The sequence below is a fragment of the Aestuariirhabdus litorea genome (genome assembly GCF_003864255.1).
In the GTDB taxonomy this organism is placed as follows: Bacteria; Pseudomonadota; Gammaproteobacteria; order Pseudomonadales; family Aestuariirhabdaceae; genus Aestuariirhabdus; species Aestuariirhabdus litorea.
Window position 1 is genome coordinate 894,320 of sequence record NZ_QWEZ01000001.1, and the last position, 17,727, is coordinate 912,046.

Genomic DNA, 17,727 nt, shown 5'->3' on the forward strand with positions numbered 1-17,727 from the left:
AGGGAGTTTGAAATGGAGATAAGCACGATCGTTGTCCTCGCCGTGTTGGGCGCTTTGGTTCTCTATGTGATCGGGATCTTTAATGGCCTGGTAAGCCGCAAGAACCGTTACGAAAATGCGTTTAGCCAAATTTCGGTGCAGCTTAAGCGGCGCCACGACCTGATCCCCAATCTGGTCAACACCGCCAAGGGTTACCTCAAGCACGAGAGCGAGACCCTGGAGCGGGTGATCCGGGCGCGCAATACCGCTGCTAACCTGTTGGATGCCATGGGGGGCAAGCCCGATGGCTCTGCTCTCAAGCAGCTGGCGGGCGCCGAAAGCTCACTTTTTTCCGCCCTGCAGGGGCTGAATGTGACCCTTGAGCAGTACCCCGACCTGAAAGCGGATGAAACCATGCATCGCCTGATGGAGGAGTTGCAGAGCACCGAGAACCGGGTGGCCAAGGCACGCCAGTTTTACAACGATGCTGTAACCCAATACAACATCTTCCGCGCCAGCTTCCCCCAGCGGCTCTTTGCCGCGCTGTTTGGCCATCCACTGGATGCCGGCCTGCTGGAGTTCGAGGATGCACAGCAGATTCAGCAGGCCCCTAATGTCTCTTTCTGAGGCGCCGGCCTAGGCGCGCATCGCGGTGGATTTTTTCCAGGCGCAAGAGGACGCCAAGCGTAAAAGCCGCTGGCTGCTGCTGTTGATGGGGGCAGCGGTGCTGAGCCTGGTGGTCATTGCTTTCCTGATGATGGCGGCGCTGCTGTGGTACGCCCAGCAATCGGTTCATCTCGCGCAACCCTTCAGCGACTACCTCAGTCCAGAGCTGTTCCTGGGCTGCCTGGCGGGCGTCGGTGGTGTCGTTCTGGTGGGGTCGCTGGTCAAACTGGCACAGCTGGGGCGAGGCCCCGGGGCGTTGATGCAGGCGATGGGGGGGCGGCTGATCGAGGCGCAGCCCTCAGCGCTGCGCGAGTTGGTGCTGCGCAACCTTGTGGAGGAGACCGCCATCGCCTCGGGTGTGCCGGTTCCGCAGATCTATATCCTGGATGAGGAGCCGGCGATCAACGCTTTTGCGGCCGGCTTTTCCCTCGAAGATTCGGCGCTGGGCTTCACCCGGGGCTGTATCGACCGTCTGGGGCGCGACGAGCTGGAGGGGGTAGTCGCCCACGAATTCAGCCATCTGGTCCATGGCGACAGTCGGCTCAACCTCAAGCTGATGGGGGTGTTGCACGGCATCACCATGATCTCCAGCCTGGGTTACCAGATGCTGCGATCCCAGCGATATCGGAGTCGCGGGGGGCGCTCCGGCTCTTCGGCGTCACTGGTGGGGCTGGGTTTGCTGGTGATCGGGTACAGCGGCCTCTTTTTCGCGAGCCTGATCCGGGCGGCGGTCTCACGCCAACGCGAATTTCTGGCCGACGCCAGTGCCGTGCAGTACACCCGCAATACCGAAGGGCTGGCGGGAGCGCTTAAGCGCATTGGCGGCTATCCCCTGGCGTCTGAACTGCAGACCCCGTTAGCGGCAGAGGCTTCTCACATGCTGTTTTCCCGCGGAGTGAGCCGCTGGGCGGGAGGGCTTTTTGCTACCCACCCGCCGCTCGACCACCGAATCCTGCGACTCGAGCCCGGCTGGCGGGGTGATCTGCTGGAGGGGGTAGGGGAGGTGCAGGCGCTGGATGCTGCACTGACGGGACAGGCCCACGCAACGCCCCTGTCGGCGGTGGTTGATCAGCGGCAGCCGGCTTCGCAGTGGGTGGGGCAGGCAGGCCCTGTTGAGCGGGAAGGGGCGCGCCGGCTGCTGACGGCGCTACCCCAGTCCTTGCAGTCGTTGGCTCACCGCGAGGATGGGGCTCGGGTGATTTTGTGTGGACTGCTTCTGGGGCAGGAGGGCAGCCTCCGTGAGAAGCAGCTGCGTATGCTGCGCAACGAGTGGCCGGAAGCCGATTTTGATCTGCTCTGTGGCCAGGTGAAAACCCTCGATCGCTTACCCCGCGCGCAACGACTTCCCCTGGTGAATCTTGCGCTACCCATGCTGAAGCAGCTCCCCGTCGAAGCGCGTCGCGCGTTGGTGGCGAGGGTGCAGTGGCTGGTGGCGGTGGATGGCAAACTCTCCCCTTTTGAGTGGGCGATTCAGGTACTGGTGATCCAGCAGTTGAGCCCGCCGCCTACTTCCTCTCCCGTGCCACTGGTGAAACGGCTACGGGAGCTGCGACTGCTGCTCTCCTGGCTGGCGTGGTCGGGGCGCTTGTCGGCCGCCGTCGCGCAGCAACACTGCAGTGAGGCGTACCGGCGTTTGCGGGTAAAATCAGTTGGGGTGATTCCCGCGCAACGTCTCAAGCCGCAGGAGGTGACCCAGGCGGCGCTGGCGCTGGTCAATGTCAGGACCACGGACAAGCAGCGCCTGCTGGATGCCCTGGAAGCGCTGGTGGTGGCCGACGATAAGGTATTGCTGGAGGAGTGGGAGCTGCTGCGAACCCTAGCAGAGCTGCTGGGATGTCCGCTGCCCTTACTCGTGCAGGGGGAGTCAGAGGGGTGAGTGTTGGCTGATCCACTGCTGAATGCGGGCGACCAGGGCCTCCGGGGTGCGAGCCCAGTTGAAGTGGTTTAGGCCCTCAACCCCCAGCGCCTTGCCGCTCAGGTGTTGATGGGTGATCTCGGCGGACGCCAGCTTGTCGTACAGCCTGACCACCGCCTTGCGAGGAGCCATCCAGTCCTCTTCGAAAGAGAGTGCCATCACCGGCAGCCTGACCTCGGCGAGCCTCTCCTCCAGCAGCTTGCCCCGCTTTTTCAGGTGATATCGACCGGTGCGTGCACAGTGGGCCCACTCGCGGATCAGCTGGCGCGCTTCACGCCCGCCGAAGCCGAGCCGGTGGCCGGGCAGATAACCCATCAACTGGGTGATCAGGTTGAGGCACTGGCTTGCCAATAACATAGGCAGTGGCCTTCCATAGCCGCGGTAGTGGATGTTGCTGGCGGCCACCAGAATCATCCCCTTCACTTCGCGGGCATTCTCGGCCAGATAGAGGGTGTTGATCTGGCCCCCGAGGCTGTGTCCCAGCAGATAGACCGGGCTCTCTGGCAGTTGCTCTCGCAGGCATTCAATCAACGCCGGCCACTCCTGCTCCAGCATCTCCTCATAGCCGAAGTTGACCTGCCGGGAGGCGCGTACCGAGCTGGCGCCCACCCCCCGCAGGTCTGCGGTCGCTGCGTGCAGTCCTGCCTGTCGAAACGCGTTGGCCAACGGCTGGTAGTAGTCGGCTTTGACCCCCATGGCCGGCATGCAGAGCACGACGGGAGTGGCAGGAGGGGCATCAGAGCGGAACAGTCTCAGGCGGTTACCGACGCCGTCAGCCGTGGTAACGGGAATGGTGACAGTGGGCATGCTCGACTCGCTCATGGGGCAGTGATTTGAGTTATTGTTCTATGCGATTTCACTATAACAGCGCGGTCGTTGTAATACAGTAGTAAGCCTTGAGAGAGATCCCCGGGAGTGTCATATTCGGATCTGGATCACAACTGCAGCGGTTGTGAAGGCAAGGTCACAACCGGCGCGAGGGGGAAACAATGGCTGAACGGGCAGAGGCACTCATCGAAGTAGGCGAACTGCAGGAGCGTATCGGATCGCCCGACTGGGTGCTTTTTGATTGCCGCTTTTCGCTGGCCGACAAAGAACAGGGGGCCAGAGCCTATCAGCAGGGGCATATCCCCGGCGCCTGGTATGCGGACCTGGAAAAGGCGCTTTCTGGGCCGGTGGTGGCGGGCCAAACCGGACGCCACCCTCTGCCGGAACCCGGCGGGCTGACCCGGTTTTTAACGCGCTGCGGGCTGAGAGACGGTGCCACCGCGGTGGTGTACGACGATAACAACGGCGCCATGGCCGCCCGGCTCTGGTGGCTGTTGCGCTACCTGGGGGTGGAGAGCGTACGCCTGCTGAACGGCGGTTTTTCTGCCTGGCAGGCGGAGGGGGGCGACCTCTCGACCCTTTCCCCCCAACCAAAAGGGAACGAGGGGGTGTTGACTGTACGCCCTAACCCTCAGCTACTGGTATCGGCGGAGGAGATCCTTGCGGGGCTGGACGAGGATCGATTTTGCCTGGTCGATGCCCGCGCCGAGCCCCGTTTTCGCGGCGAGGTGGAGCCCATCGACCCGGTAGCAGGACACATCCCGGGGGCTCACTGTTACCCCTTCGAGGAGAACCTTGGGGAGGATGGGCGGTTTAAGTCCAGCGCTGAGTTGAAACGGCGGTTCGCTTCTCTGGCGCACAACGCATCACCGCTTGTTTGCTACTGCGGGTCCGGCGTTACCGCCTGCCACAACCTGCTGGCGATGGAGCTGGCCGGGCTGCCGATGGCGAAGCTCTACCCCGGTTCCTGGAGCGAGTGGATTACCGATCCGGCCCGGCCACTTGCGGCGGGTTAAGGGCTGTACCACACTGTAGCTTCAAGGGGTTACCGGTTCTGTCAGATAGTTTTACAGTTGTGCGGAGGGCTGCCTGGTCGGGTCGATTAACCCTATGAATTCTGCAGGAAATATTATTACGGTGTGGTTTTTGCAGTTAATAAAGCACCCGCGTATCAGCGTACCATTTACTTTGGTTGCTTGCGGTTAGAGGTACGCGGAGAGCATTTACCTTTCGGTGACCGCAGCAGCAGGGAAGGATGATCATGGAATCAGGATCCAGCAAACATCAACAGCACTCGCCCTCCACGGGCGTAGAGAATCCTCGCCGGGGTTTCCTGAGAAAGTCGTTGATTGGTGCAACGCCGCTGGTACTGACGGCTGTCAGTCGGCCTGTGCTGGGTAACCAGTGTACGGTGTCCGGCATGATGTCGGGTAACCTCTCGGCACCCGGTGAGCCGGTGCTTTGTGCCGGCTTAACGCCGGGCTTCTGGAAAAACCACCTGCGGGACTGGCCCGAGCCCTACGACCCCGGTGAGCTGCCGCTTGGGTGGCACCCCAATAACGGACAGAATACGCTCGTTCTTGAAGGGGGTACCCTCTTTAACGAGTACTTCACCTACAGGGCCGGCTATTTTGACGATGACCCCCCGGCCTCCATGCTGGAGGTGATGCAGAAAGAGGGGTATGACGATAAGTACCGCCTGGGTGCCCATGCGGTGGCGGCGCTGCTGAACGCCACCTATTTTGCCAATATGGAAGGTGTCAGCTTTGGTTACACTGCCGATGAGATTCTGAGCTACTGGAACCTGGGGCATGGCCCGGGTGGTACCGATCTTGAAAGTCTCAAAGAGTTTTACATGATGCTCAATCAGCGAGGCTTCGATTGACACAGGTGGCCTCCTGCCGGTTTGATCTTGATCCTCGGATTCAGCTCTGTGCACTGGGTGACCAGCTACTGGCTTTTCACCAGGCCAGTGGTGATACCCATTTGCTGGAGGGGGTGGCAGCGGAGCTGGTGAACCGGCTCGCAGAGGCGCCCCTCACACGCGAAGCCCTTGAACAGTTGGACTCCACCGACTTGCAAATCTCCCTGTCTCGACTGATGATGGAACTGGACCATCTGGGGATCGTCAGAGCCAGGGAATGCGAGTAGCAGAGCTCCAGCAACAGCAACTAGAGAACGCATTGTGTAATCAGGGACTCTGGTTGCAGACGGGCCCCTTTCGTTTTCATATCCGCAGCTCGGAACGAGCGATAGCCAAAGGCATTGCCACCCTCTACGCCGATTACCCCGTGGAGCTGGAGGGGGCGTGGGCAGATTTTCATCTGCAACTGCGCGCCGGTAGGGGGATGCGCCGCTGGTTGCGTCCGCAAGTAAACTTTTATCTCGACCGTTTCCGCCCCTTCAAGCCCCTGCCCAGAAACCAGGGTTTTGCGTTTCTGGAGTGGGGCATGAACTGGTGTGTGGCCAACCATATGCACCGCTACCTGATTCTGCATTGTGCGGTGGTAGCCAGGGCAAATGGTGATGCACTCCTGCTGCCCGGAGCCTCCGGCAACGGTAAAAGCACCCTTTGCGCCGCCCTGGTGGCCCGCGGCTGGCGACTGCTGTCGGATGAACTGGCGCTGGTTGATCCTGCCACGGGGCTGGTTCACCCCTTCGTGCGCCCGATCAGCCTCAAAAACCAGTCTATCGAGGTCATCCGTGACTTTTCCCCCGACCTGGTCATGGGAGATAGGGTCAGCGATACCCAAAAGGGGAGTGTGGCCCATGTCCGGGCGCCCGCCGGATCGGTGTCAGAGGGGCTGTCGCCGGTGCGGGTTCGCTGGATCCTGTTTCCACGCTACCTGCCGGGCAGTGATACCTGCCTCACCCCTGAGCGTCGTGGCACCACGCTCATGCAACTCCAGGAGCAGGCCTTCAACTACCCGCTGCACGGAGTGGTCGGTTTTAACCTGCTCACGCAGTTGGTTGCCCAAAGCGGCTGTTATTCGCTCAGTTACTCATCACTGACAGAGGTTACCCAGCAGCTGGCAGCGGAGCTGCTTGAAGCTGAGGGCGAGGGAGGAGAAGTCCCATGAGCGTTCTCCTGCTCGATATCCTGAGCCGCCGTCTCCCCCTCAAGGCGTTGTCACTGGTCCAGTGGGACCAACTACTGCGCAGCGCTCGGGAGGCAGAGGTGCTGGGGCGTATAGCCCAGCTACGGTCTGAGCAGCCGGCTCTGGAGGTGCCTCCCTTTGCGCACAACCTGCTCCAGAGTGTTGGGGTTCAGGTGGAGGCCCAGCGGCGCGCGGTACGCTACGAGGTGGAGTGCCTCGAAGCCGTGTTTAAAGTATCGGCTATTCCCCACCTCTACCTTAAGGGGACGGCCTATCTGCTGGCCGGCAGCGCGAACGCACGGGGGCGACTCTTTTCTGATGTGGACCTGTTGGTCGCAGAGGCACAGCTGGAGGAAGCCGAGTGCCTGCTGCGGGATCATGGCTGGGTCTCCAGTCATGCCAACGCCTACGACCAACAGTATTATCGTCGTTTTATGCATGAGTTGCCGCCGATGGTGCACATGAAGCGGCGCACCGTACTGGATCTTCACCACAATATTTTACCCCGTACCTCCCGCAGGGTACCGGATGCCAGCAGACTGTTTGCCTCAGCGCTGACCCTGCCCTCTGGAGTCCGGGTACCAGGGCCGGTGGATCTGCTGTTGCACTGTGCCACCCACCTGTTTCACGAGGGAGAGGTCAAGCAAGGGGTTCGAGGGCTCGTGGATATTGACCTGCTGTTTCGGCAACTGGCCCCGGAGCAGCGGTTGCAGCTTTTCGGCCGTGCGCAGCAGCTTTACCTGGAGCGCTCGCTCTATTACGCCCTCCACTTCAGCCAACGCTACCTGGATACCCCCCTCGATGAGGCGGAGCAGAAAAGGCTCGAGCGGATCAAACCCGGGCTCCCCGTGCGGCTGGCCATGGACTGGCTCTACCGCTCGGTGTTTGAGGTGGAGGCGGATCGACCCCGTTCAATGCGGGGGCAGCTCTGTGAACTCTTGGTCTATCTGCGCGGGCACTACCTTCGAATGCCGCTCTACCGTCTTATCCCCCACCTGGTGCGTAAAGGGCTCAAACCCAAGGGAGCCTAGTCAAGCCCCTCGGCGGGTACAATAACGGGGGCCCCTCAGGGGGGTTCACATCTGGTAAGCCGAGGGTATCAATGAAGCGGGTACCGATGGTCGGGCACAGCCCCGGGGGGCTCAAGGTGATGGCTTGGCTGATGCGCCAGCAGGCCCACTTTGGGGCGGTCTATGCCTCTCCCATACGAAGAGTGTATCTGCCGGCGGTGGTGGGAGAGCGGCCGCAATCCAGCTATTTGTGGCGCAGTTGAGCCATCAGACGGCGGCTGGTTCGCAGCGACTCGTAACTTGCCGCCGCCAGCACCATGGCACCCCCGACCAGGGTTTGAAGCCCCGGGACCTCCCCCAGCAACAGGGCGGCCAGGAGTACCGCGTAGAGGGGTACGGTACACATGATCAGGCTCGCCGTGCCGACCGGCAGCAGGCGTAGGCTGACCGAAAACAGGGTGTGAGGCGTAGCGGTAAAGATCGCCCCCAGCACCAGCAGTAGAGACCAGCCCTCGACACCCAGGCTGGCGATCGCCGAACCCCCGAAGGGCAACAGCACCAAGCCGACCACCAGACACTGGTACATCATGGCCAGTGAGCTGTTGTAGTGGCTGCAATAGCGTTTATAGGCGATGTTGCGAAGGCTGAAGAGCAGGGCAGAGAATAGCCCCCAACCGACGCCGCTTGCGATATCACCGCCATCTGCGGTGGGCACCATGATGGCCACTCCGGCGACCACCCAGGCCGCACAGCCGAAGTCCCTGGGGGAGGGTTTACGTCGCTCCGCCATCGCTTCCAGCAGGACGCTGATCACCGGGTGGGAGAAAAAGGCGATCACGCCAATGGCAATAGTGGATACCTGCATGGCATGAAAATAGGTGACCCAGTGGACCGCCAGCAGGACGCCCAGCATGAGGATGATGGCGTAGTCGAAGCGGCGGCCCAGCAGCAGGCTGCCCCCCCGGGCCAGGACAAAGAGGGCCAGGGCGAAAGCCGCTATCAGGCTGCGCCACAGGGTGATGTCCAGTGCCGGCATCTCCAGCAATTTGGAGAAGAGGGCGGTCCCGCCCAGCAGCAGGCAGCCTGCGTGCAGTGAGATGAGACCAGAGCGGGTGCTGTGCATGGGTATTGAGGGGCCACAATGAAGGAGGTTGCACGTTAGCAGCCGCTTTCCTCCTCTGGCAAGCCCCTCGCCTCCCCGGGGGGGTGACTGCTATGATGCCCTTTGTACTTAAAAGGATGACCGGTGACCTATTTGCCCCCCAACAATGATAAGGCGGTCAGTGCATGAGACCAGGGTCGGCGCTAGCCTTGATACTGCTCGTTCAACTCTTGCCCTCTCTTTCCCTTGCGGCCACCCTCCGTTTGGCAGCCGATAGCTGGTACCCCTACAATGGCGACCCCCGCAGTGATCATCCGGGATACATGATTGAGCTGGCCCGGGAGATCACCCGCGAGGCGGGGCATGGGGTTGACTACCGGCTGCTGCCCTGGTCCAGAAGCCTGCTGGAGGCGCGCAAGGGCAATGTGGATTGCGTAGTGGGTGCCTTCCGCGGTGATGCCCCGGACTTTCTGTACCCTGACCAGAGTATGGGGCGTGAGGATACCGCTTTTTTTTCCCTGGCAGCGAACCGCCACCTGAACATCTCCTCGGTCGAGGAGCTGGAAGGGGTCCGTATCGCGGTCATCAATGGCTACAGTTATGGCGATCAAATTGATGAGTTCGTCAAGCGTAACCGTACCTCTTCCCAGCTGATGATCACCTCGGGAAACACCCCCCTGGCACGCAATGTACGGCTGCTGCTGGCCGGGCGGGTTGAGCTCCTTATTGCCTCGCCCAATGCGCTGAAAGCGACCCTCAAGCAGATGTCCCTTGAGGATGCCGTCGTGGAGGTGGGGCGAATGAATAATCCGGAAGAGCTGTATATCGCCTGCGCTCCGGGCTCGGATCGTGCTGAGTACTTCGTCCGACTGCTCAGCGACGGGGTGAAGCGCCTTCGCGCCAGTGGTCGCCTGCAGCAGATCCTTGATCGCTATGGCCTGCAGGATTGGCAGTAATTTTCGTGCAGGCCGTAGCGGACCGACAGCTGCTCAGCCGGCATTACGACAGCGACGCTGTTCCAGCTCCCTGATGTCGAACTGCTTGGTCAGTTGCAGGACCAGCTGGTCAATGTTTCGCTCGCTGGAAACCGCCATGTCGATAGCATAGTTTTGCTGCTCATCCAGGGCGGCTGCGAAATGGTTGATGTGAAAGCATCGCACGCGGCTGGTGTTAAGGATGCGCTCCAGGCTGCCCGGGGTGTTGCGGGCTACCAGGCGAAGGTTAAAACGATTCATAGTTGTGCTCCATCATTTGTGTGTTTGACACCCCGGGAGGGACCAGGGGCCAGACGTTTTCCTGAGGGTTGATGCTGACGTGCAGCAGATAACTGTGTGTGCTGTGAATCAGCTGCTCCAGGGCGTCACTGACCTGGTCGGCCTGTTCTATGTGCCGGGCCTCCATTCCAAAGGCTCGGGCAATGGCCACAAAGTCCGGGTTGTCGCTGAGGTCGGTTTCGCTGTAGCGCTCGCTGAAAAACAGCTCCTGCCACTGTCTCACCATGCCCAGGCGCTGGTTGTCGAGGATCAGGATCTTGACCGGAAGCCGGTAACGTTTGAGGGTGGCCAGCTCCTGTATATTCATCATAAAGGAGCCATCACCGCACACATTGATCACGCTGCAGTCAGGGTTGGCCAGTTGCGCGCCGATGGCCGCCGGTAGTCCGTAGCCCATGGTCCCCAGCCCGCTGCTGCTGAGGTGGCGACTCGGGTGGCTGAACGGATAGTGCTGCGCAACCCACATCTGGTGCTGTCCTACGTCACAGCAGATGATCTGGTTGGCATCGCTTTTTTCTGCCAGCTCCCTGATCAGGCTGGGGGCCCAGATTCCCTTGCCGGGGTGCTCATAGCGCCAGCGGTGTTTATGTTTGAGCTCGCTACACTGTTGTCGCCAGGTCTCGATATTAGGGTTGCACTCAAGCGCCGCGAGCGTGGACGAGAGGTCTCCGCGCAGGGATAGGTCGGGTTGGCGCAGCTTGCCCATTTCCGCCGGGTCGATGTCGAGGTGGATGACTCGGGCCTCGGGGGCGAACTCGTCCAGCTTGCCGGTTACCCGGTCATCAAAACGGGCCCCCACGGCAATCAGCAGGTCGCAGTCGTGCACCGCCAGGTTGGCTGCCCGGGTGCCGTGCATGCCCAGCATCCCCAGGTGGAGCGGGGTGTCGACCGGGTGGTTGCCGATCCCCTTGAGGGTGGTCACGCAGGGGATGCTGCAGTGCTCGGCAAACTGGCGTAGCGCCTCCACTGCATCGGCCAGCCCCACACCGCCGCCGCTGTAGAGAATGGGGCGCTGGCTTTCGAGAATCAGCTCCCGGGCTCGTTGCAGCAGACCATCTTCCACCTGTAGAGGTTCGACCTGGCCGGGCTCGATGGCCCCAGGCTCAAACTCGGCGAGCTGGATATCCTTGGGAATATCGATCAACACCGGTCCTGGCCGCCCCTGGGTGGCGATCTCGATCCCCTGTTGAATGATCATAGGCAGATCCTCAACCCGCTGAACCAGGAAGCTGTGTTTCACCACCGGCAGCGACATGCCCAGGATATCAACCTCCTGGAAGGCATCGGTTCCCATCACCGGTGAAGCCACCTGGCCGGTAATGGCCAGCAGGGGAATGGAGTCCAGGTAGGCGTTGGCGATACCGGTCAGCAGATTGGTGGCGCCGGGGCCTGAGGTCGCCAGGCAAACCCCCAGGCGACCACTGGCGCGGGCATAACCATCGGCGGCCAACGCAGCCCCCTGCTCATGGCGACAGAGGATGTGTTGAAGGCCGCTGTCATAGAGGGCGTCGTACACCGGCATAATGGCCCCTCCAGGGTAGCCAAAGAGGGTGTCCGTCCCCGCCTCCTGCAGTGCCTTGATTAAATATTCTGCTCCCTTCATACGTTCGCCTTTGGTTCAGGGTAAAAAAAAGCCCCCGGATCTTTCGATTCGAGGGCTCTGTGTGCGGTGGCTGGTGTTCTACCGGGCGCGCGATCCCCCTCGCAGGTGAATAATCATCACCACGAGTTTAATCAGGGTTTTCTTGGCCTGGTTGGAACCTAACATCGCTAAGTCGTTTCAATTTTGCAGATTGACAGGGTTGCAATATCAACACATTCAGCCCCCGGGCGCAACAACCATTGCCGTCGTTGTGACCAAAGGCGGGGGTCGGAGGAGGTTGGGTCGGGCTTTGACAACGGGGGGGACTGGGTTAGCATTAGCGCTCCACCACACCACTTTGACGAGTCCCGTTTAGCCTCTGTGCGCTGGCCGACCGGTACCGTTGTGTCTGTTTTGTTGCAGGTATCCACATGGACCGAGAATTCAAGGTCACATCCCGCTTTGCTCCCGCCGGCGACCAGCCCCAGGCAATCAATAAACTGGTGGAGGGTATCGAAGCGGGACTGGCCAGCCAGACGTTGCTTGGGGTGACCGGCTCGGGAAAAACCTTCACCATCGCCAACGTGATTGCCAGCATCCAGCGTCCCACGGTGGTGATGGCACCCAATAAAACCCTCGCGGCCCAGCTCTATGGGGAGTTCAAGGAGTTTTTTCCCAACAACGCGGTGGAGTATTTCGTCTCCTACTACGACTACTACCAGCCGGAAGCCTACGTCCCCACCTCCGATACCTACATCGAGAAGGACGCCTCCATTAACGACCATATCGAGCAGATGCGGCTGTCGGCAACCAAGGCGTTGCTGGAGCGGCCCGATGCGATCATCGTGGCGACGGTGTCGGCGATCTATGGCCTGGGGGACCCGGAATCCTACCTTGGAATGATGATGCACCTCGACCGCGGGGATCGTATCGACCAGCGGGGAGTGTTGCGTCGCCTGGCGGAGTTGCAGTACACCCGCAACGACCTCGAACTGCACCGCGGAACCTACCGGGTGCGTGGTGATGTGATCGATATCTATCCGGCGGAATCGGATATGGAGGCGGTACGGGTAGAGCTGTTCGATGACGAGGTCGAAAGCCTGAGTTATTTTGACCCCCTGACCGGCGAGGTACTGCGACGGGTGCCGCGGGTCACGATCTACCCCAAGTCCCACTATGTCACCCCCCGTGACACCCTGCTGGATGCGGTGGAGAGGATTAAGGTGGAGCTGGATGAGCGTCTACAGCAGCTGCGTGAGGCCAATAAGCTGGTGGAGCTGCAGCGGCTGGAGCAGCGCACCCGCTTTGATCTTGAGATGATTCTGGAGCTGGGCTACTGCACTGGCATCGAAAACTACTCGCGTTACCTGTCGGGCCGGGAGGCGGGGGAGCCCCCCCCCACCCTGTTTGACTACATTCCCGACAACGCGCTGTTGGTGATCGATGAGTCCCATGTCACGGTGCCCCAGGTGGGCGCCATGTACAAGGGGGATCGATCCCGCAAGGAGACGCTGGTGGAGTTCGGTTTCCGGTTGCCGTCGGCGCTGGATAATCGGCCGATGCGTTTTGAGGAGTGGGAGCAAAAGCGCCCCCAAACCATCTTTGTATCGGCCACACCCGGTCCTTATGAGGAGACGCACCAGGGGCAGGTCGTGGAACAGGTTGTCCGGCCCACCGGCCTGGTTGACCCTGAGCTGGAGGTGCGACCGGCATCGACCCAGGTGGATGACCTGCTTTCCCAGATCAGCCAACGGGTGGAGCGCGGGGAACGGGTGTTGGTGACCGTGTTGACCAAACGGATGGCGGAGGATCTGACCGACTACCTCGGGGATCACGGCGTGAGGGTGCGCTACCTGCACTCGGATATCGATACCGTTGAGCGGGTGGAGATCATTCGTGATCTCAGGATCGGTGCCTTCGATGTCCTGGTGGGGATCAACCTTCTACGGGAGGGGCTGGATATGCCCGAGGTGTCGCTGGTGGCGGTGCTGGACGCCGATAAGGAGGGCTTCCTGCGCTCCGAGCGCTCGCTGATCCAGACCATTGGTCGTGCTGCGCGAAACCTACACGGCAAGGCGATTCTTTACGCCGACCGCATCACCGGCTCGATGGAACGGGCGATGAGGGAGACCGAGCGGAGACGCCAAAAACAGATCGAGTTTAACCTTGAGCACGGAATTGTACCCAAAGGGGTGCATAAGGATATCGCCGATATTCTTGAGGGGGCAGTGGCGCCCGGCAGCAAAGGACGATCCCGTCGCAAGGTGGCTGAAAAAAGCGCGGATTATGACAGCTCCGCAATGACAGTCGAGCAGTTGAGCACTAAAATTGCGGAACTCGAGGAGCAAATGTATCAGCACGCCCGGGATCTGGAGTTCGAGCAGGCGGCTGCGGTTCGGGACAGGATCGCCGACCTGCGAACTCAGGTACTGAGTCGTTAACCCCCTCGGCCACCCTTCCCTTGTGGGGCAGGCAGAGTCCCGTCATGTTGCGGTGGCCTATTCAACAGAACCAGTGTGTGAACTAAGGAGAGCCGAGTGTTCAGGGAACTTGAAGATGTCCGAATCGGAGTGGTTGGGCTCGGTTACGTGGGGCTGCCCCTGGCGGTTGAGTTTGGCCGTTTTTACGACACGGTCGGCTTCGACATTGACCGGGTGCGAGTTCAGGAGCTGGAGGCGGGAACTGACCGCACCCTGGAGGTGGACGCCTCCGAGTTGGCACAGGCCGGGCGCCTTAGCTACAGCTCTGACCTGGAGGCGCTGCGCGATTGCAATGTTTACATTGTCACGGTGCCCACCCCCATCGATCGGTTTCACAACCCGGACCTGACTCCCCTGACCAAAGCCAGTGAAAGCCTGGCGAAGGTGGTAGGGGCTGGCGATGTGGTGATCTACGAGTCCACCGTCTACCCCGGGGCTACCGAAGAGCACTGTATCCCAATCATCGAGGGTGGATCCGGGCTGCGCTATAACCAGGACTTTTTCGCCGGTTACAGTCCTGAGCGGATCAATCCCGGTGATAAAGAGCACCGGTTGGTCAATATTCTTAAGGTGACCTCGGGCTCCACCCCTGAGGTTGCTGATTTTGTCGATGCGCTTTACGCCAGCATCATCACGGCGGGCACACACAAGGCCAGTAGCCTGCGTGTCGCTGAGGCGGCCAAAGTGATAGAAAACACCCAGCGCGACCTCAACATAGCCCTGATCAATGAGCTGTCCCTGATCTTTGAAAAACTGGGTATCGATACCCTGGAGGTGCTGGAGGCCGCCGGCACCAAGTGGAACTTTCTTCCCTTCAGGCCGGGGTTGGTCGGTGGTCACTGCATCGGGGTTGACCCCTACTACCTGACCTACAAGGCCCAGGAGATCGGGTATCGCCCCGAAGTGATCATGGCCGGGCGTCGAATCAATGACCGGATGGGTGCTTATGTGGCCGAAAAGCTGGTCAAAGCGATGATTACTCGCAAAATTGATGTGGCAAAGAGTCGCGTGCTGGTGCTTGGGCTTACCTTTAAGGAAAACTGTCCGGACCTGCGTAACACCCGCGTGATCGATATCGTTGAGGAGCTCCAGGGCTGGGGTGTGGCTGTGGATATCCACGACCCCTGGATCGATTGCGAGGAGGCCCAGCGGGAGTACGGTGTGGAGGTGATGTCTGCCTGTCCACAACAGCGCTACGATGCCATTGTCCTGGCGGTGGGGCACTGGCAGTTTGCGCAGATGACCCGCGATCAGTTAGCCGGTTTGCGCCGCGATGTGTCGGTGCTTTTTGATGTGAAATCGGTACTGCCAAAGGGATGGGCAGACCTGCGCCTTTAGAGGCAAGTAGGCGTTCTTCCTTTAAAGACGCGGTGATCACGGCCCAAGGAATAGAGCACAATGAAGCTGACAATATTTGGAACGGGGTATGTAGGGCTGGTCACCGGAGCCTGTCTGGCCGAGGTGGGGCACGACGTTCTCTGTGTCGATGTCGATGAAGCAAAAATCGCCGGCTTGCAGCAGGGAGAGATTCCCATCTATGAACCCGGCTTGGACGTGCTGGTGCAGCGTAACCACAAGCTGGGTCGGTTGGACTTTACCACCGATGTCCGTCGAGGGGTTGAGTATGCCACCGTCCAGTTTATCGCCGTCGGCACCCCGCCCGATGAGGACGGCTCCGCCGACCTTCAGTACCTGCTGACGGTGGCGCGAGAGATCGGCCGCTATATGACCGGTAACCGGTTGGTGATCGATAAGTCGACGGTGCCGGTGGGGACGGCCGACAAGGTGCGCGCCGCGATCAGTGCCCAGCTCGCCGAAAGAGGGCTCGAACTCCCCTTTGATGTGGTCTCCAACCCCGAGTTTCTGAAAGAGGGGGCGGCCATCGACGATTTTATGAAGCCGGACCGGATTGTGGTCGGTACCGAGAATGAGCAGAGCCGGGCGTTGATGAAAAAGCTCTATGCGCCCTTTAATCGCAGCAGCGACCGCATGGTGTATATGGATCTGCGTTCCGCAGAACTGACCAAATACGCAGCCAATGCGATGCTGGCAACCAAAATCAGTTTTATGAACGAGATGGCCAACCTGGCTGAAAGGCTCGGGGCCGATATCGAGCAGGTCAGGCGTGGCATAGGCTCCGATCCTCGAATCGGCTACCACTTCATCTATCCCGGTTGTGGCTATGGGGGCTCCTGCTTTCCAAAGGATGTGCAAGCCCTGGAGCGCACGGCCTCGGAGGTGGGCTACGATGCGCCTTTGCTGCAGGCGGTCGAGAGGGTTAACCGGAAGCAGAAGCAGAAACTCTACCAGCGCATCGAACAATACTTCGCGGGTGATCTTGCGGGTAAAACTTTTGCTCTTTGGGGGTTGGCGTTTAAACCCAAGACCGATGATATGCGTGAGGCACCGAGCCGTACCCTTATGGAAGCATTGTGGGATGCCGGGGCTTGCGTTCGGGCGTATGACCCCGAAGCGATGGAGGAGGCAAGGCGCATCTATGGCGAGCGTGATTCCCTGGTGTTGTGCTCCAGTGCCCAGGAAGCCTTGTCGGCAGCTGATGGGTTGGTGATCTGCACCGAGTGGAGCGAGTTCCGGGCGCCCGATTTCCGGGTAATTCTTGATCGACTCTCTGTGCCGGTCATCTTCGACGGTCGTAACCTTTACGATCCGGAGCTGCTGAGTGAGCAGGGGATCGACTACATCGCTATTGGGCGCTCCAACTGGTCTCCACCAGCGCCCATGGCCGCTATTGAAGGTAGTTGTGCATGAATGTATTAGTGACCGGAGCCGCAGGCTTTATTGGCTATCACCTGTGTCGTTACCTGTTGGCTCGGGGTGATCAGGTTCTGGGGATTGATAATCTTAACGATTACTACGACGTTAACCTGAAACTGGCTCGCCTTAAGGAGCTGGAGGAGGGCGCCGGTTGCGAGCGCTTTCGCTTTATCAAGCTGGACGTCTCCGATAAAGCAGCGATGGAGCAGCTGTTTCGTGAGGGGGACTTTCAGCGGGTAGTGCATCTGGCAGCCCAGGCGGGCGTGCGCTACTCGTTGGAAAATCCCGATGCTTATATCAGCGCCAACATAGTTGGCTTTATGAATGTGCTCGAGGGGTGTCGTCATCACTCCATTGAACATCTGGTCTATGCCTCCTCAAGCTCGGTCTACGGGGCCAACGAAACCCTGCCTTTCAGCGAACGGGATAACGTGGATCACCCCCTGTCCCTCTATGCGGCGACCAAGAAATCGAATGAGTTGATGGCCCACACCTACTCATCGCTTTACCGGCTACCCACTACGGGCCTGCGCTTCTTTACGGTCTATGGACCTTGGGGGCGGCCGGATATGGCGCTGTTTTTATTTACCCGAAATATTCTGGCGGGTGAGCCCATCGATGTATTCAATCAGGGCAATCATCGTCGGGATTTCACCTACGTCGACGACATTGTCGAGGGGGTGGTGCGTACCCTGGATGATGCAGCGGCTCCCGATGCTAAGTGGAGTGGGAGTGACCCGGACCCATCGACCTCCTTTGCACCCTGGCGGGTGTTCAATCTCGGCCATGGTGAGCCTGTGGAGCTGATGACCTATATTCGGACCATTGAGCGCATTGTGGGGCGCAAGGCGAAGATCAACCTGCTGCCGATGCAACCGGGTGACGTTCCGGAAACGGCCGCCAGCGTTAAGGCGCTGGAAGCCGCCGTCCACTATCGACCGGAAACCGGCGTGGAGGAGGGTATTGAGCGATTTGTCAGCTGGTATCGACAGTTCTACGGGGTGTAGAGGGCAGTATT

Annotated in this window: 17 protein-coding genes; 13 read left to right on the top strand and 4 right to left on the bottom strand. The window is 60.3% G+C overall.

Annotation, left to right across the window (positions count from 1 at the left end; all coding sequences use genetic code 11):
- The first annotated feature begins 12 nt into the window (after positions 1-12).
- Positions 13-606 (top strand): LemA family protein, encoded by a 594-nt coding sequence (locus D0544_RS04255; RefSeq protein ID WP_125014756.1) that lies wholly within the window; start codon positions 13-15, stop codon positions 604-606.
- Between the two features lie 25 nt (positions 607-631).
- Entirely contained in the window at positions 632-2,521 is a 1,890-nt protein-coding gene (locus D0544_RS04260; protein WP_125014757.1) for a M48 family metallopeptidase, read from the top strand.
- On the opposite strand, the gene D0544_RS04265 is transcribed toward D0544_RS04260, so the two are convergent.
- Positions 2,510-3,367, bottom strand: a complete 858-nt coding sequence (locus tag D0544_RS04265) for an alpha/beta hydrolase family protein (protein WP_125014758.1) — start codon at positions 3,365-3,367, stop codon at positions 2,510-2,512. The two genes, D0544_RS04260 and D0544_RS04265, sit on opposite strands and share 12 nt — an antisense overlap.
- A 182-nt stretch (positions 3,368-3,549) precedes the next feature.
- Here D0544_RS04265 and D0544_RS04270 point away from each other — a divergent pair, with 182 nt between their 5' ends.
- From D0544_RS04270 to D0544_RS17090, 6 genes are all read left to right on the top strand, one after another.
- On the top strand, positions 3,550-4,404 hold the full coding sequence (locus D0544_RS04270) for a sulfurtransferase (RefSeq protein WP_125014759.1): 855 nt from the start codon (positions 3,550-3,552) through the stop codon (positions 4,402-4,404).
- 245 nt (positions 4,405-4,649) lie between these two features.
- Positions 4,650-5,273: a hypothetical protein gene (locus D0544_RS04275; RefSeq protein ID WP_125014760.1), complete on the top strand. Its 624-nt coding sequence runs from the start codon at positions 4,650-4,652 to the stop codon at positions 5,271-5,273.
- 5 nt (positions 5,274-5,278) lie between these two features.
- A complete protein-coding gene (locus D0544_RS04280) occupies positions 5,279-5,539 on the top strand; it encodes an HPr-rel-A system PqqD family peptide chaperone (protein ID WP_243647294.1) in 261 nt (86 codons plus the stop codon).
- Entirely contained in the window at positions 5,530-6,468 is a 939-nt protein-coding gene (locus D0544_RS04285; RefSeq protein ID WP_125014762.1) for an HprK-related kinase A, read from the top strand. Before D0544_RS04280 ends, D0544_RS04285 begins: the two co-directional genes overlap by 10 nt.
- The gene (locus D0544_RS04290) at positions 6,465-7,517 is read left to right on the top strand and encodes a nucleotidyltransferase domain-containing protein (protein ID WP_125014763.1); all 1,053 of its coding nucleotides are present in this window, start codon (positions 6,465-6,467) and stop codon (positions 7,515-7,517) included. The genes D0544_RS04285 and D0544_RS04290 overlap by 4 nt, the downstream gene beginning before the upstream one ends.
- A gap of 71 nt (positions 7,518-7,588) precedes the next feature.
- Positions 7,589-7,759 (top strand): hypothetical protein, encoded by a 171-nt coding sequence (locus D0544_RS17090; RefSeq protein WP_164880832.1) that lies wholly within the window; start codon positions 7,589-7,591, stop codon positions 7,757-7,759.
- Here the strand turns inward: D0544_RS17090 and D0544_RS04295 are convergent.
- Positions 7,741-8,619 (bottom strand): DMT family transporter, encoded by an 879-nt coding sequence (locus D0544_RS04295; protein WP_125014764.1) that lies wholly within the window; start codon positions 8,617-8,619, stop codon positions 7,741-7,743. The two genes, D0544_RS17090 and D0544_RS04295, sit on opposite strands and share 19 nt — an antisense overlap.
- A gap of 188 nt (positions 8,620-8,807) precedes the next feature.
- Between D0544_RS04295 and D0544_RS04300 the strand changes: the two genes are divergently transcribed.
- Positions 8,808-9,554, top strand: a complete 747-nt coding sequence (locus D0544_RS04300; RefSeq protein WP_164880833.1) for a substrate-binding periplasmic protein — start codon at positions 8,808-8,810, stop codon at positions 9,552-9,554.
- A 33-nt stretch (positions 9,555-9,587) separates the two neighbouring features.
- Here the strand turns inward: D0544_RS04300 and D0544_RS04305 are convergent, their stop codons facing one another.
- Both D0544_RS04305 and ilvG read right to left on the bottom strand, forming a co-directional pair.
- The gene (locus D0544_RS04305) at positions 9,588-9,833 is read right to left on the bottom strand and encodes an ACT domain-containing protein (RefSeq protein ID WP_125014766.1); all 246 of its coding nucleotides are present in this window, start codon (positions 9,831-9,833) and stop codon (positions 9,588-9,590) included.
- A complete protein-coding gene (gene ilvG, locus D0544_RS04310) occupies positions 9,820-11,475 on the bottom strand; it encodes an acetolactate synthase 2 catalytic subunit (RefSeq protein ID WP_125014767.1) in 1,656 nt (551 codons plus the stop codon). Before ilvG ends, D0544_RS04305 begins: the two co-directional genes overlap by 14 nt.
- A 410-nt stretch (positions 11,476-11,885) precedes the next feature.
- Here ilvG and uvrB point away from each other — a divergent pair, with 410 nt between their 5' ends.
- From uvrB to D0544_RS04330, 4 genes are all read left to right on the top strand, one after another.
- Complete coding sequence (gene uvrB / locus D0544_RS04315) at positions 11,886-13,895, top strand: excinuclease ABC subunit UvrB (RefSeq protein ID WP_125014768.1); 2,010 nt, start codon at positions 11,886-11,888, stop codon at positions 13,893-13,895.
- 96 nt (positions 13,896-13,991) lie between these two features.
- On the top strand, positions 13,992-15,272 hold the full coding sequence (tviB, locus tag D0544_RS04320) for a Vi polysaccharide biosynthesis UDP-N-acetylglucosamine C-6 dehydrogenase TviB (protein WP_125014769.1): 1,281 nt from the start codon (positions 13,992-13,994) through the stop codon (positions 15,270-15,272).
- A gap of 60 nt (positions 15,273-15,332) precedes the next feature.
- Positions 15,333-16,703, top strand: a complete 1,371-nt coding sequence (locus D0544_RS04325) for a UDP-glucose dehydrogenase family protein (RefSeq protein WP_125014770.1) — start codon at positions 15,333-15,335, stop codon at positions 16,701-16,703.
- Positions 16,700-17,716 carry an NAD-dependent epimerase gene (locus D0544_RS04330; RefSeq protein ID WP_125014771.1) on the top strand — a complete coding sequence of 339 codons (1,017 nt, stop codon included), beginning with the start codon at positions 16,700-16,702 and terminating at the stop codon, positions 17,714-17,716. The genes D0544_RS04325 and D0544_RS04330 overlap by 4 nt, the downstream gene beginning before the upstream one ends.
- Positions 17,717-17,727 lie beyond the last annotated feature (11 nt).